General features: G+C 60.0%; 10 protein-coding genes. All 10 read right to left on the reverse strand.

Annotated elements, in window-relative coordinates; translation table 11 throughout:
* Position 1: 1 nt before the first annotated feature.
* Positions 2 to 1,471, reverse strand: coding sequence for a UDP-N-acetylmuramate--L-alanine ligase (gene murC / locus F4V60_RS08090; RefSeq protein WP_075730119.1), 1,470 nt, complete (start codon positions 1,469 to 1,471; stop codon positions 2 to 4).
* A gap of 1 nt (position 1,472) precedes the next feature.
* The gene (gene murG / locus F4V60_RS08095) at positions 1,473 to 2,633 is read right to left on the reverse strand and encodes an undecaprenyldiphospho-muramoylpentapeptide beta-N-acetylglucosaminyltransferase (protein ID WP_075730120.1); all 1,161 of its coding nucleotides are present in this window, start codon (positions 2,631 to 2,633) and stop codon (positions 1,473 to 1,475) included.
* A gap of 35 nt (positions 2,634 to 2,668) precedes the next feature.
* Positions 2,669 to 4,222, reverse strand: coding sequence for an FtsW/RodA/SpoVE family cell cycle protein (locus F4V60_RS08100; RefSeq protein WP_075730121.1), 1,554 nt, complete (start codon positions 4,220 to 4,222; stop codon positions 2,669 to 2,671).
* A gap of 117 nt (positions 4,223 to 4,339) precedes the next feature.
* Positions 4,340 to 5,776 carry a UDP-N-acetylmuramoyl-L-alanine--D-glutamate ligase gene (gene murD / locus F4V60_RS08105; protein WP_075730122.1) on the reverse strand — a complete coding sequence of 479 codons (1,437 nt, stop codon included), beginning with the start codon at positions 5,774 to 5,776 and terminating at the stop codon, positions 4,340 to 4,342.
* 72 nt (positions 5,777 to 5,848) lie between these two features.
* A complete protein-coding gene (gene mraY / locus F4V60_RS08110; protein WP_075730123.1) occupies positions 5,849 to 6,955 on the reverse strand; it encodes a phospho-N-acetylmuramoyl-pentapeptide-transferase in 1,107 nt (368 codons plus the stop codon).
* Positions 6,956 to 7,047: 92 nt separating this feature from the next.
* Positions 7,048 to 8,574, reverse strand: a complete 1,527-nt coding sequence (locus F4V60_RS08115; RefSeq protein ID WP_075730124.1) for a UDP-N-acetylmuramoyl-tripeptide--D-alanyl-D-alanine ligase — start codon at positions 8,572 to 8,574, stop codon at positions 7,048 to 7,050.
* Positions 8,571 to 10,151 (reverse strand): UDP-N-acetylmuramoyl-L-alanyl-D-glutamate--2,6-diaminopimelate ligase, encoded by a 1,581-nt coding sequence (locus tag F4V60_RS08120; RefSeq protein WP_075730125.1) that lies wholly within the window; start codon positions 10,149 to 10,151, stop codon positions 8,571 to 8,573. Before F4V60_RS08120 ends, F4V60_RS08115 begins: the two co-directional genes overlap by 4 nt.
* Positions 10,152 to 10,246: 95 nt before the next feature.
* Positions 10,247 to 12,112, reverse strand: coding sequence for a peptidoglycan D,D-transpeptidase FtsI family protein (locus F4V60_RS08125; RefSeq protein ID WP_075730126.1), 1,866 nt, complete (start codon positions 12,110 to 12,112; stop codon positions 10,247 to 10,249).
* A gap of 325 nt (positions 12,113 to 12,437) precedes the next feature.
* Positions 12,438 to 13,283, reverse strand: a complete 846-nt coding sequence (gene ftsL, locus F4V60_RS08130) for a cell division protein FtsL (RefSeq protein WP_075730127.1) — start codon at positions 13,281 to 13,283, stop codon at positions 12,438 to 12,440.
* The gene (gene rsmH / locus F4V60_RS08135) at positions 13,280 to 14,365 is read right to left on the reverse strand and encodes a 16S rRNA (cytosine(1402)-N(4))-methyltransferase RsmH (RefSeq protein WP_075730128.1); all 1,086 of its coding nucleotides are present in this window, start codon (positions 14,363 to 14,365) and stop codon (positions 13,280 to 13,282) included. Before rsmH ends, ftsL begins: the two co-directional genes overlap by 4 nt.
* Positions 14,366 to 14,548 lie beyond the last annotated feature (183 nt).

A 14,548-nucleotide genomic window follows, 5' to 3' on the forward strand; every position in this document is an offset into this window, starting at 1 on the left:
TTTAGCCCTTCAACTTATCCAAGATTTCAGCGGCGAGTAGAGTAACCGAGCCAGCCCCGATCGTCAGGACGAGATCGCCAGGGTGCACCAAAGAAACTACGTCTGCCGCCGCCGCTGAGAAGTCTGGCTCAAAAATGACCTGCATGTCCTCCGGCATTTTATCCGTGATAATTCGCGAGGTAATGCCCTCGACCGGCTGCTCGCGCGCACCATAAATGTCTAGAACCACCGCGGCATCCGCCAACGAAAGTGCCTGAGCAAACTCAGCGTCGAAGGCCATGGTGCGCGAGTAGAGGTGTGGCTGGAAGCACGCGATGACGCGCCCACCTTGGCCTGCCGCCTCTACCTTTTGGCGCGCGGCCTTGAGCACCGCAGTCACCTCCGTGGGATGGTGCGCATAATCGTCGAAGACCTGCACGTCAGGGCCCTCATGAAAGGATACGGCCCCTCGGAACTCAAAGCGCCGGCGCACGCCGCTAAACTCCTCCAAGCCCTGGGCGAGTTCTGTGACATCGCCTCCGGCCAAAGCTGAGGCCGCCAACGCGGCCACGGAGTTAAGAACCATGTGGTGGCCCGGAATCTGCAGCCCGTACTCCGCGTGTTGCTCCGCGCTGCCTGGCAGGCGCAGGCGAACCGCTACGTGCATTCCAGTCTCATCGATGTGTTCGCCAACGAGAGCGCCGGCCAGTGGAATCTCTGGGTACTTCTCCCCCGCCTCCTCGCTGCCATAGCCCAGCACGTTGACGCCTCTTTCGAGAGCACGCTGCCCGATGGCTGCTGCATGCGGATCTTCTAGGCACACCACTAGGTATCCGGTTCCTTCGGTCACGCGGTTTGCGAAGTCATCGAATACCTGGAAATAAGCTTCAGGAGTCTTAAAGAAATCGAGGTGATCGGGTTCAGCGTTGGTGATGACCGCAATATCCGGGCTGTAGCGCAGAAGTGAGGCATCCGATTCATCGGCTTCCGCGACGAAGGCTTTACCCGTACCAGAGTGGGCGTTGGTACCGGCCCGATTGAGCTGCCCGCCGATAGCAAAGGAAGGATCCAGGCCCGCACGCTGCATAGCACTCACGGTCATCGAGGTGGTCGAGGTCTTGCCATGTGTGCCAGCCAGCAGAATCTGTGTGTGGCCGACCATCAGAGCAGCCAGGAGATCAGAGCGACGAATGACTGGGATCCCCCGCTTCTTGGCCTCTACCAGCTCGGGATTGTCCTGTGGAATGGCGGCAAAGGAAGTGACTACTGTCGTAGGTTCTTGGCCCGCGAGCTCAAGGTTCTCAGCACGGTGACCAATGGCGACCTTGGCTCCCATTGAACACAAGACCGCAACCGGGGTGGAATCTTTAACATCGGAGCCAGTAACTACGCAATCGCGGGCGGCGAGGATGCGAGCGAGTCCCGACATCCCAGAACCGCCGATTCCAATGAAGTGCACCCTCGTGAGGTCATAAGGCAAAGCGTCTGCCATGTTAGTTTCCTTTCTCTTCAGTGCCTGCTGTTTTGCTTCCGCGCCCAGGCTTGCGGGACTTATCGTGTTCTTGTTTTACTTCGCGCCCTGCTCTAGTGACGCTGCTGGCAATGCGGTCTGCCAAGGTGTAGGCCACGTCCCCCGCGCTAGCGCGCGCGACGGCTTCTTGCATGGCCGCCAAGCGCTGCGGATCCCCGAGAATTGAGCGAACCTGGTCAATCAAGCGTTCTGCACTCAACTCGGCATCGGGGATGTGCACGGCCGCACCGGCCTCGACGAGCTCACGGGAGTTAAAAGCCTGCTCACCGTTGCCAAAAGGCAGCGGAACATAGATAGCAGGAAGCCCTGCTGCGCTGACTTCCGCCACTGTCATGGCCCCAGACCTGCACACAACTAGGTCCGCGACTGCTAAGGCCCCTGCCATGTCTTCGATATAGGGAAGGGGAACATAGTTCTCGTGGGCTGCGGGAGCCTGGTTCTTCTTACCGTAGGCATGCAGAATCTGATAGTCCTTGCTCAGGTTCTCAACAGCACCTGCCAGAGCGCTGTTGATGCTCACCGCGCCTTGAGAGCCGCCGGTGACCAAAATCGTCTTCATGTCATCGCGCAGGTTCCATTTCTTCCACGCAGCAGCAGCCACGCTGCCATCTGGATCGGTGGCTAGGCCAGGGCGCACCGGGATGCCAACGACCTCACCGGGCATCCCGGAATCCGCGTGGGCATTGAGCCCAATTCCCCCCAGCCTGACGCCCAGTTTATTGGCCATTCCGGCCAAGGCGTTGGTCTCTAGAACATAGAAAGGCACACCCAATGACTTTGCGGCGAGGTAGGCCGGTGCAGCGACGTATCCGCCGGTGCCAAAGACCACGTCTGCATCGACGTCCTTGAGCACTTGGCGGGTCTGGCGAAAAGACTTGGCCACGTTAAAGGGCAGTTTCAGAAGGTCCCCATTGAGCTTTCGCGGGACTGGCACCGGGGTTATCAGGCGCAAATCAACTCCGCGCCCCGGAATGATGTCCCGCTCAAGGCCGCGGGACGTGCCGAGCGCCGTGAGCCGAGCACCGTGTCGATCCCGCAATGCCTCCCCTACTGCAAGCGCTGGTTCGATGTGTCCGGCAGTGCCGCCACCTGCGATGACGACGGAAATGGGCAGAGAATTCATAGAAACTAGGCTACCAGCGCGCCCTGCCTAGAAGATCACTCGCCGCGCGAACGATGGCGGATGCGCGGATCACGGCGCACCCGCGGGGCTTCTGCACCCCTAGACTCGCGGCGCGACGTTGATTCGCGGTAGGAAGAACGGCCCTGCCCGCGCTCGGTGACGGGACGCCCGTAGCGTCGACGCCGCTCCCCTTCTTCGTGGGCCGCAGAGCCACGGGGTCGTGGCTGGGAAGCTGTGCGCGAAGATCCATTCGGCACGCTCGCGGCTGGGCGCGAGCGCCTGCCATTGCCGCGCACTATAACCTCCGGCGCCGTGCGTGGCTCCGGAATCCCCAAGACACGGTCGAATATAGGACGGCCGAAGTTCTGCATGGCTGAGACCTGCATGGGCTCGTGCCTGGCTACGTTGCACAATATGCCCATAGAACCAATCGTGATGATGGCTGCCGTACCGCCCGCGGAAATCATGGGCAACTGAATACCGGTAACCGGCAAGAGGCCGATGACGTAGCCGATGTTATAAAAGGCCTGGCTGACCACGCCGACAGTCAATGTGGCTGCCAGCAGAGCCTGGTACTGATTGCGAGCCCTGCGAGCGGTGCGGATGCCAACATATCCCAGCGTGGCGAAGAGGAGGATAACTAGAGCACCGCCCCATAGACCCAGCTCTTCCCCGATGACTGCGTAGACGAAGTCATTCTTGGCTTCCGGAAGATAGAACCACTTGGCGCGGGACTGGCCTAGGCCCACGCCCCAGAACCCGCCGTCGGCAAGCGAGAGGAAGCCCTGATAAGCTTGGAAGCCAGCGCCCTGGGTATCTTCGATGTTTCCGCGCAGAGCATCAAAGTAGGTGTGGAAGCGGTGTGAGCGAAACCCGCCGCTAAAAAAGAGAAGCACAGCACCAAGGATGCCCAAGCCCGCGATGGGAATAAACACCCGCCAGTTGACGCCGGCGAAAGCCAGGGTGAAGATGACAACCAGGGCAAAGGACATGGCCATGCCGATGTCGCCCTGCGCCATGATGAGGATCAACATGAATCCGGCGATTACGGCATAGACCAGAAATGGATTAGATAGTTTCCAGCCATTCCACACTTTATCCGCCAGCGCTGAGGCGCCGAACAGGCCGACGACGACGCGAGCAAACTCGGAGGGCTGAAGGGTTAAGGGTCCGAGAACGATCCACGACTGGGAGCCGACGCTTTCCCTACCTGTACCAATGCCAGGGATAAGAACAGCGATGAGCAACAGCACCGCCACGACCAAAGCTAGGGGCACGACTTTCCGCAAAGAATCCGGCGGAATGCGCAGGCCTACCCAGAAGGCAACCAGGCCCAAGGCGACCAAGAGCATCTGGCGCATGGCCTCGCTCCACACCGTGCCGCTCTCTGCCAAAGAGGTGGCCATCGAGGAGGAGAAGGCCATGAGGATACCTATTGACACCAACGCGACCACGCAAAAACGCAGCATGGTGTAGTCCAGACCCGCGCGGGTACTCAAGTGCGCGCGTAGTTCCACAAGGCGTTGGGACAGCGACTGATTTGCCGGCCCAGGCACCTCGCCTTGGGGCTGCGAAGAAGTGGCTGTCATGGTGTCTCCTACCTACCTGGAAGAACAACTACAACTAACGCGATACAACTAGCGCGGGCGATACTTGTGTTGTCAAAGTTTCTCGTGGTGCTGACGAGTCTATAACTTTTAAGGTTCCTAGTGGTCGAGGCGCCGCGCAGCGTGGGCAAACATGTCGCCACGCTCGCCCATCCCGCTATACATATCCAACGATGCCGCAGCAGGGGCCAAAAGGACGGTATCCCCGGCCACGGCGTGATGCAGAGCAAAGGAAACTGCTGCGTCCATCGCCTCCTGCGGGTCAGTCGAGTCGATGACTTCCACTGGGACATGCGGCGCGAGTTCCTGCAGCGCCTGTGCAATGAGATGCCGGTCAATTCCCAAGACGACGGCAGCCTTAATCTGCCCGGCGTGGCTCGCGATAAGGCGATGCACGTCCGCGCCCTTGAGTTGGCCACCGGCCACCCAGACAACGGAGTCCAAGCCGCGCAGCGCCGCGTCAGCCGCGTGAGGATTGGTCGCCTTAGAGTTGTCGATGAAGTCCACCCCCGCGTGCCGGTGCACTATTGCGCCTCGGTGACCAGCCACGGTGAAGGCATGTAGCCCTTGATCAATAGATTCTGGAGCAGCACCGGCCAGTGCCGCCACTGCAGCGGCTGCGGCTGCGTCAAGGGCGCCTGCCCGACCGGGAGGCTCAATTCCTTCGATGGGGCCGAGTTTTACTCGACCTGGGGTTTCCAGATCTTCGGCGACGAGGGCTTGCCCGGCGATGCCAACCTGGCCAGGACCGGGCTCCCCCGCGCCAAAAGAATAGAGGTGGCTGACCAACTGCCCGTGCTCTTTAGCGAGCTCGACATAGTGGCACACCCTAGAGTCATCGCGCCCATAGACAGCGACCTGGCCGGCTAGGACCTTCGCCTTGGCGCGCGCATAGGCGTCGAAGGAGCCGTGCCAATCAATATGATCCTCTGCCAGATTAAGCAGCACGCCCACAGCGGGGCGCAGCTGCGAAGACCAGTGCAGCTGGAAAGATGACAACTCGACGGCCAGCACCTCAACGCGCGGGGTAGCGCGCAAGGCGTCGAAAGGAGAAGTCCCGATGTTGCCCACTGCCAAGGCGCGGCGGCCGGTGCGCTGGGCGTCGACCTGCATGATCTGAGCCAGCATTCCGGTCGTTGTGGTCTTCCCGTTCGTGCCTGTTACCACCAGCCACTTACGCGGGGCACCAAAGACGCCCGCGCGATCCAGCCGGTAGGCCAACTCGACATCGCCGATGACCTCCCGATCTGCTTGTGCGAAACCCACGAGCAGGGGCGTATCGGGGCGCCATCCCGGCGAAGTAACAACGAGATCGAAATCGCCGGTGGCTTGCAACGCTTCCGCGGGGCTAAGCGTGTCAACTCCGAACTGAGCTTCCATGGACTGACGTGCGTCCGCATTTCCATCAGCGACCGTCGTATCAATTCCTAGCTCGTGCAGGACGCGCACGCATCCCCGCCCAGACACACCCGCCCCGGCAACGAGAACCTTACCGCGCAGACTGGCGGGAACACGCGAGGCATCATAGATGTCCATCAGGAGGATTAACCGAGCCTTTCAGTAGTCATTGGGGAGAATCCAGTGGAGAAGCCATTGGGAACTTGGAAACTAGATCCCAAGTCCGGATTTGAGAAGCCAGTCACCGTAGAAGATGGCGGTGCCGGCCATCGCGGCCATTGCCGCCAGCAGCCAGAAGCGAATGACGACGGCGGTTTCCGCCCAACCGCCATTTTCAAAGTGGTGGTGGATGGGTGCCATACGGAAGAAACGCTTGCCGGTGGTGCGGAATACTACGATCTGGATAACAACGGAAACAGTCTCCACCACGAAGATTGCTCCGATGATGACCATGAGCAGCTCGGTTTGAGTGGTCACCGAAAGCCCGGCTACAAGGCCACCCAAGGCGAGCGAACCGGTATCACCCATGAAGATCTTGGCTGGAGCGGCGTTCCACCACAAAAAGCCTAGGCAACCGCCCAGTCCGGCAGCGGCAAGAACCGCCAAATCCAGCGGATCGCGGACTTGGTAGCACCCAGCGCTGAGCGCGGTGGCGCAAGAATTCCGGAACTGCCAGAAAGTAATGATGGTATAAGCGCCCATGACCATCGCCGTGGTACCAGCAGCTAGGCCATCCAGGCCATCGGTCAGATTGACGGCGTTGGACCATGCCGCGATGAGCAGGTACATAAAGATTAGGAAGATAATCGTGCCTACGATCGCGCCGCCGACTGCGATATTGAAGGTATCAATCTCGCGGACAAAGGAAAGATTCGTAGACCCCGGCGTGAGCCCGTTGTCATCCTTAAATTGCAGAACCAGCCAGCCAAAGCCCAGTGCGAGAACAAGCTGACCCAGAAGCTTCGCAGTCTTGTTGAGGCCGAGGTTACGGGCTTTAAAAAGCTTGATGAAGTCATCGGCGAAACCAAGAGCACCCAGGCCCAGCGTCAATCCGAGTACAAGGAGCCCGGAGGCAGTAAAGCCCCCTATTCCCTGTATCTCGCCGTAGATGCCCACCACGACATAGGCAACGACGATGCCCGCCAGGATCGATAGCCCGCCCATCGTTGGCGTACCGCGCTTGCGCAGGTGAGACTTCGGCCCATCTTCGCGGATCTCTTGCCCCTTGCCCAAAGCGGAGAAGTAGCGGATGAGAACCGGGGTGCTAAAGATCGCGACGAGGAAGCTCACGACTCCGGAAATAATAATCTGAGTCACTGGTTAAAGTCTTTCTAATTCTTTTTAGTTACGGCGGTAACTAACGTGTGGAGAATGCGCTGCTTATCGGCGCTGCTTGTGGGTGGTAGCACTTAACGCACAAGAGCATCAGCCACCTTCCATAGATGTTGGGCATTGGAAGACTTGACCAAAACAACATCCTTAGCGCTGCGCCGATCCCAATCCTCCGCGGAGATCGGCGGCGTGCGCAAAATATCCTCGACGGCTTGAGCCGCCTGCTCGACATCCGCGCAGACAGTAGTATTTATACCCTGTGCCTCGGCGGCCTGCGCCATTGCCTGCGTATTCGGGTTCGTTCCTACCGCGACGAGATACTGCACGTTGTACTTGGCCAGCTCAGCCCCCAGCTCGCTGTGCGCCTCCTGAGCCTCGTTGCCCAGCTCCCCCATCTGTCCCAGCACCGCAATTGATCGCACGTCAGGGCGGGCGGCCGAGGTATAGGCCAGAGCCGCAATCGCCGCGCGCATCGATTCCGGGTTCGCGTTGTAGGAATCATCGATGATTGTCACGCCATCGGCGCGGGTATGCACATCCATCCGGTGCTTGGAAGCTATACGATGCCCCGATAGAGCGTGCGCAACAAGCGCCGGATCCACACCGGATTCGATAGCCCCTGCCACTGCCGCGACGGCATTGGAGACTTGATGCTGACCAAAGACCTGCAGCTTTATCTCAAAGGCCTCGCCCTGCGGGGTATGCAGGGTAAAGGATGCGCGGGCGACGTCGTCAAGCTGGACGCCCGTGGCATAGTACTGTGCCTGCGAGGCCGGCGGAGTAGAAGCGGAGTAGTAGACCACCTTTGCCTGGGTGCGCGGGGCCATGGCGGATACAAAATCATCGTCGGCGTTGAGCACCGCAACTCCGCCTTCGCCGGCGGAAGGCAATGCCTCAACGAGTTCGCCCTTTGCCAAGGCAATGTTCTCACGTGAGCCAAACTCGCCCAAGTGGGCGGTCCCCACGTTAAGCACGATCCCCACCTTTGGCGCGGTGATGGACGCCAAGTGCCGAATATGCCCAATTCCCCGCGCCGACATTTCAGCCACAAGGTACTTAGTATGCTCATCACAGCGCAAAGCCGTATAGGGCAGCCCGACCTCGTTGTTAAACGAGCCAGGGGGTGCAACCGTATCCCCCGCAGCGCGAAAGATGGTGGCGATGAGATCCTTTGTGGATGTCTTTCCCGCGGAACCCGTAATACCTACGATGCGCAGTTGGTGCTGAGCGGCCAGGCGTTGGGTGACGGCACGCGCGAGCGCAGACAGCGCCGCTACAACCGCCGCGGCCGAACCATCAACGTCGTGCGCATAGATGTCAGCATTAGCGCCCTCCCCGGAGATTTTGCCGTGTGGCTCAACCACAATGGCGGGGACGCCCACCTGCCGTGCGGCTAGGACGGCCACCGCGCCCTTTTCTATTGCCTGCGCGGCGAAGTCATGGCCGTCAACATGCTCGCCGGGCAGGCAGAGGAAGAGCCCGCCAGGAGTTACCTTGCGAGAGTCGAACTCGACGAACCCGCTCACCTGTTGGTGCGGATTATCCACGTGGTCGAGCGTGCCGCCGGTGATATCGGCGATCTCCTGCAATGTCAAGGGAATCATTTCTGCTCCTCTATGTCAGTGACGCCATTTTCGTCACTTCTCGATTGCGCGGATGGGGAGTTCCCAGCCGCGCGGGCAATCCGATCCTCGATTGCCTGTGAAAGTTCCTCGCGGTCGTCGAAGTGATAGGTGTGGTCTCCGATGATTTGGCCTATTTCGTGGCCTTTACCCACGACAATAACCGCATCTCCAGGCTGTGCCCATTCGACAGCAGCCTGAATTGCCTGCGCCCGGGAGCCAATCTCACGGACCTCCCGCGCGCCACCTTGTTGCCGCGCGCCTTCGAGTACCTCAGAGCGAATGAGAGCAGGGTCCTCGCTGCGCGGATTGTCATCAGTGACAATCACCAAATCAGCACGCTGGGCCGCTGCGGCACCCATCAACGGGCGCTTGGTGGTGTCGCGGTCACCGCCGGCTCCGATGACCACCGCGATCCTGGCAGAGTCTGTTGAAAGCTGCCCGCGCAGGGTATCGAGCACCGCGGCCACGGCCGCTGGCTTGTGGGCATAATCCACGATGGCGAGGAAGTCCTGGCCCTGATGGATAGCCTGCATCCGCCCAGGCACCGAGACATGAGCCAGCCCTGCAGCGAATACTTCACTATCGACGCCAATGGCGCGCGCCATTCCCAGCGCCAATGCCGCGTTCGCGATGTTGAACTTCCCTGGCAAAGGCAGACGGAAGTCCACCTCGCCATGAGCGCTGCGCACCTCTACCTCTTGGACGCCGGATGCCTCCGCGCGAACCTGCTGAGCAAAGTAGGTTGCTTCATCCTCCTGTGCAGGATCAGTGGCCACCGAGCTAACCTCGAGCCCTGAGTCGCGGGCTACGTGCTCCATCTCTCGGCCCCACTTATCGTCGATGCAGACGACGGCCTGGCGGGCAGCCTGCTCACCGGAAAACAGGCGAGCCTTGGCGTGGAAGTAGGCCTCCATGGTCGGGTGAAAATCTAGGTGATCCTGGCTCAGGTTAGTAAAGCCTCCCACCGCAAAGCGGGTTCCGCGCACTCGTCCTAGCTCCAATGCGTGCGAGGAGACCTCCATGACCACGTGTGTCACGCCCTGCTCGAGCATGCGCAGGAAAAGCTCCTGGAGCGTCGGAGCCTCCGGCGTGGTCAGCTTAGTTGCCACAGGCTCGCGATTAATTCGGGTGCCGGTGGTCCCAATGAGCCCTACCGAAAAGCCGGCGTGAAGCAGACCCGCCTCAAGCAGGTAGCTGGTGGTGGTTTTTCCGGACGTTCCCGTTACCCCTACCACGGTCAGACGCGAGCTCGGGTGATTATAAATCTCGGCCGCTATCGTGCCGAGCACCGCGCGTATATCCTCCACGGCTATTATCGGGCGCTGCTCCCCTGCCTCTGAGAGAATCTCTAGGCCCGCGGCATCCGTGAGGATCGCCGCAGCTGGAGTGTCTGCCGCAAACTTGGCACCGTGCGCATGGGTTCCGGGCAGGGCTGCAAACAGCGCTCCTGAAGCGATACTGGTGGAATCAAGGCCACACGAGGAAACCTCAACACGCGCGTCACCGATAACTCGCCCGCCGGAGATCTCCGCAAGTTTGTGGAGTGTCACTGCCATTTTCTTCTTCTCGCTCCCTGTATTCCGAGGATTTCCTTTTAAAGCAATTCTTATAAGTCTTTATTATTCGCGTCTGTGGCGCCTCATGCTTGCGATCACTGCGCTCGCAGTGTCAACTGCTCCGCTGGTTCAGTGGTCGGAATGTTGTCGCGGTTGAGCAGCCAGGAAGCGATGTCTTTGAACACGGGCGCAGCCGATTGCCCGCCCGATCCATCATCGTTGACCCCGGACTTCGGCTCGTCAAGCATGACCGCGACGACGAAGCGAGGATCGTTGGCCGGCGCGATGCCGGCAAAGGTAATCCAGTAGGCGGAATTGGAATAGCTACCGGTGTTGGGATCAACTTTTTGCGCCGTACCCGTTTTGCCCGAGAGCTGGTATCCCTCGATCGAGTTCCCGCCGGCCGTTCCGTTTTGGATGCCACTGGGATCCGATTGGAACACAGAGCGGAACATCTCAACCGTGGTCTTCGCAGTCTCGGGGCTCACCACCTGGGTGGTCTTAGGCGCGGGCCTCTCGTGCTCTCCGTCCTCTCCTGCAATCGAGGAGATGATGCGCGGCTCAATCCTTTCACCGCCATTGGCCAAGGCCTGGTAGACGCTGGCCATCTGCAGAGTTGTCCATGACTGGCCCTGCCCGATGGGCAGGTTGGCAAAAGTTCCGCCTGACCACTGCTCTAGAGGCGGCACCAGCCCAGAAGACTCGTTAGGGAGCTCAATACCGGTGGTCTGGCCCAGGCCAAATGCCTCGAGATATTGCGAATACTTTTCCTGACCAAGCTTTTGGGCGAGCATGAGCGTGCCCACGTTGGAGGACTTACCAAAGATACCGGTGGTGGTATAAGGCTCCACGCCGTGCTGCCAGGCATCACTCACGGTGACGCCGGCCATATCAATGGATCCAGGAACCTGATGCACTTCGTCCGGGGTGGTCACCCCTTCTTGCAAAGCTGCGGCGGCAGTGATTACTTTAGCTACGGATCCGGGCTCATAAGGGTGGGAGACGGCGCGGTTCTCGAAGTCCTTGCCTTCCTTAAACTGCTTTTCGACGTCCTTATTAGGATCCACCGTTCCTGTGTTCGCCATGGCCAGGACCTCGCCCGTGGCCACATCGAGGACCACTGCCTGCGCTCCATCGGCCTGAGAGTTAGCCTTGGCCTTCTCCAGCTTCTGCTGGACGTAGGTCTGGAGATCTAGATCAAGGGTTAAGGTGATGTCCTTGCCCTCGACTGCGGGAACCTCGTCGCGCAGCGTACCGGGGATGACCTGTCCGTCAGTCGATACGTCTTCGGTGGAGCGCCCGTCGATGCCGGTCAGCAGTGAATCCCCGGATGCCTCGAAGCCGAATTGTCCTTGACCATCCATCGACACCTTGCCGATGACGTTCTCGGCGATAGAACCATTCGGGTACTGCCGAATGTCCTGATGGTCTGCCGCAACACCATGAAAGCGGTTGGATATGCTCACCGCAATATCGGGGTCGACGTTGCGAACGAGGACCTCGTACTGGGTATCCGCCTTGAGCTTGGCTAGGATCTGCTTTGATTCGACGCTGCCTGTGGCCGCCCCAGCTTCCTTGATCATCTCCGGAATTGCAGTGGCCATCTCGTCGAGAGTTTCTTGTACAGACTTGTCGAGCGCCGCCTCGCGTGAAGCCTCATCCATGCCGTTAAACTTGCCCTCGGCCACACCCTCGAGTTCTGCTTGCTCTTTGAGCTCCGAACGCAGACGCGTGGGAGACACCGTCAGCGACCTCGCCTGCATAGTGTAGGCAAGACGTTGACCATCGCGGTCTACTACTTCGCCACGGCGCGCGGGATCAAGATAGACCCGCGAGCGCTGTTCGACGGCCTTCGCAGCTAGGTCCGGACCCCACACCAATTGAATCCAGCCCAAACGGCCCACGAATACAACAGTGAGTACCAACAATGCCGCGATAACGACCCTAAAGCGCTTGCGCATGATGCCCTTTTGCGTGGGGCTCGCCGCGCGGGCACTTGTTCGCGGCTGCGCGCTGGCCTGGGGACCCGGTGCTGGCCGAGTGCTACGGTTAGCACCATAGCGACGGCCGGCATCACCTGCTCGCCGACCACCCGGATTCGGTGGAGTCACAGTCCGCGGTCTCCTTCCCTTGCACTCACTTGAACGATCTGCCACATATTTCCAGCAAATCTGCTGATGTCATTGTGCCCTAGCAAGCGCTAAGGCTCGCGCAACCACGCGCGAGCCGGGCGATATTGCTACAGCCAGCATCACTTCATCTGCTCTCCAAGTGCGCTTCTCTTATCTACCGGTTTGCATAGGGCGCGTTAGCGGGAAAAGCAGGTGCCTCGGCGGCATCATCTGCTCCCGAGTCGCTTCCTGCAGCAGGCTGATTTCCGGCCTGCTCTGCCCTATCGCGCTCACTGTTCTCGCCTCGCTGCGCATCATTGCCCGCGTGCTGATGGCCCTGCGGAACAGCCGAGAGACTGTTGCTGATGTCTGAGGTCTCGCGCGGATCGCTCGAGGCCTGTCCGGGGCGAATCGGCTCTCCGTTGACGTCGTAAAGCGATTCCATTCCCGGCTGTGCCTCACGCTTGGTGTGCACCTCGCCGGAACCATCGACCTCGACTATGCCAGGCGTGGTGGGCACGCCCAGATTCCTGTCCTCTGCACGACGCGCAACATCTGCCGAGGAACGGACGTTCTCCAAATCGCGGTTGAGGGTCTCCAGTTGGTTGCCCAGATCGGACTCTTGAACCGTGAGTTGCTGAATCTTGAAGGTCTGCGCCGCTGAGACTCCGGAAAGCGCTATCGACACGATCACTCCGACAACGAGAAGGAGGATCGCCACTCCACCCAAGCGCGCAAGGTGCGCGTACTTGGCCAAGGGCTGGTGTATCTGGCGTCCGCGTCTGCTGACGACCTGCTTAGATCCCAACCTCCGCGTAGTGCGGCGTGGCAGCTCCGGCCGGTGGACAGTTCCCGCGCGACGTGGCGTCCTCCCCGGCGCGGAGTAAGTTCCGCGCTCAAGCAACGCCGCGGAAGCATCTCCCTCGCCTCTGCTCGTGAAGTCACGGCTAGCGCCCATGGTGCGGCGGCCCTCTCTAACGCTGTATCGGCTCTCAGTATCTCTGGCTTGTGTGGCACTCATCGTTGACTCCTCGGGGCATGAAAGTCTGGTTGGCCTTCTACTCGCTCGATAGCCCTGACCCGCACAGATGCGGCTCGAGGGTTCTCTTCTATTTCCTGCGCACTAGCCTTTTCCGCTCCACGCGTTACCGTGTGAAACTTCGGGGCTGTGCCGGGAAGGTCCATCGGCAGCCCGGGAGGCGTGGTTGAAGCGGTCAACTCTTTGAAAGCCGCCTTAACAATGCGATCCTCCAAAGACTGGTAGCTCATGAACAAAGCCCGACCGCCGAGCGCCAGCGCATCCGTTATCACCGGAAGCACGTACTCGATGGCCTCCAGCTCGCGGTTTACTTCAATCCGCAAAGCTTGGAAGGTCCGCTTGGCCGGGTGCCCCCCAGTACGGCGGGTGGCCGCGGGAATGGCCGCGTACAAGAGCTCAACTAAACGCTCCGAAGTCTCAAAAGGCTGCTTCTGGCGCTCCTCCAAGATCGCGCTGGCAATCTTGCCTGCGAAGCGCTCATCGCCATAAGTCTTAAGGATGCGCGCCAAGTCTCCGTGACTGTAGGTGTTGAGCACGTCAGCGGCGGTCATTCCCTCTGAGGGGTCCATGCGCATATCCAAGGGCGCATCCGCTCGATAGGCAAAGCCCCTTTCCAGCTGATCTAGCTGCATGGATGAGACTCCGAGATCAAAAAGTGCCCCCGCCACGCCGTTTTCACGGGCGACGGCACAAATCTCGGAGTCTGCCTGCGCGATCTTCTCCCCCACTTCATCGAAGCGGGCATTGATGCCTAGGAAGCGCTCGCCAAAGGGCGCCAACCTGCGCGTGGCTGCGGCTAGCGAAGCCGCGTCTCGGTCTACGCCAATGACGCGCACCTGAGGGAAGCTGCGGAGAAAATACTCCGTGTGTCCACCCGCGCCGAGGGTTCCATCGACGATGACGGCATCTGCGCCGAGCTTGTCGACGCCAGGTCTCACCAACTGCACCATGCGCTCACGCATCACAGGAACGTGGCCGTGATTATGCACTACGTCATAGTCAACGCCCTCGCTAGCACCGCGGTTGCCATTGAATCCGCTCTCCGCCTGAGAAGCCTTGGTCATTTTCTTCACCGCCTTTCCGTGGTTGCACTTTTCCTACCGAGATTTTTTGCTTCAACTTTTATTTGGGCTAGCCCCAATGGACCTTGGAATAGAAGTTAAGTGCGTATAGGGCCCTGTCCGAGGCAGGTTTCTGATATCGGGGAAGTACACCAGAGCATCCACCTCGGGCAGAGTCCTTACACA

Origin of the sequence: Corynebacterium flavescens, from assembly GCF_008693105.1 — a bacterium.
Lineage (GTDB): Bacteria > Actinomycetota > Actinomycetes > Mycobacteriales > Mycobacteriaceae > Corynebacterium > Corynebacterium flavescens.

Excerpts from the sequence above, each read along its gene's own strand:
- murD (WP_075730122.1), bottom strand. The coding sequence starts at position 5,776 with ATGGACATCTATGATGCCTCGCGTGTTCCCGCCAGTCTGCGCGGTAAG.
- F4V60_RS08100 (WP_075730121.1), bottom strand. The coding sequence starts at position 4,222 with ATGACAGCCACTTCTTCGCAGCCCCAAGGCGAGGTGCCTGGGCCGGCA.
- F4V60_RS08115 (WP_075730124.1), bottom strand. The coding sequence starts at position 8,574 with ATGATTCCCTTGACATTGCAGGAGATCGCCGATATCACCGGCGGCACG.
- murC (WP_075730119.1), bottom strand. The coding sequence starts at position 1,471 with ATGGCAGACGCTTTGCCTTATGACCTCACGAGGGTGCACTTCATTGGA.
- rsmH (WP_075730128.1), bottom strand. The coding sequence starts at position 14,365 with ATGACCAAGGCTTCTCAGGCGGAGAGCGGATTCAATGGCAACCGCGGT.
- murG (WP_075730120.1), bottom strand. The coding sequence starts at position 2,633 with ATGAATTCTCTGCCCATTTCCGTCGTCATCGCAGGTGGCGGCACTGCC.
- ftsL (WP_075730127.1), bottom strand. The coding sequence starts at position 13,283 with ATGAGTGCCACACAAGCCAGAGATACTGAGAGCCGATACAGCGTTAGA.
- F4V60_RS08120 (WP_075730125.1), bottom strand. The coding sequence starts at position 10,151 with ATGGCAGTGACACTCCACAAACTTGCGGAGATCTCCGGCGGGCGAGTT.
- F4V60_RS08125 (WP_075730126.1), bottom strand. The coding sequence starts at position 12,112 with ATGCGCAAGCGCTTTAGGGTCGTTATCGCGGCATTGTTGGTACTCACT.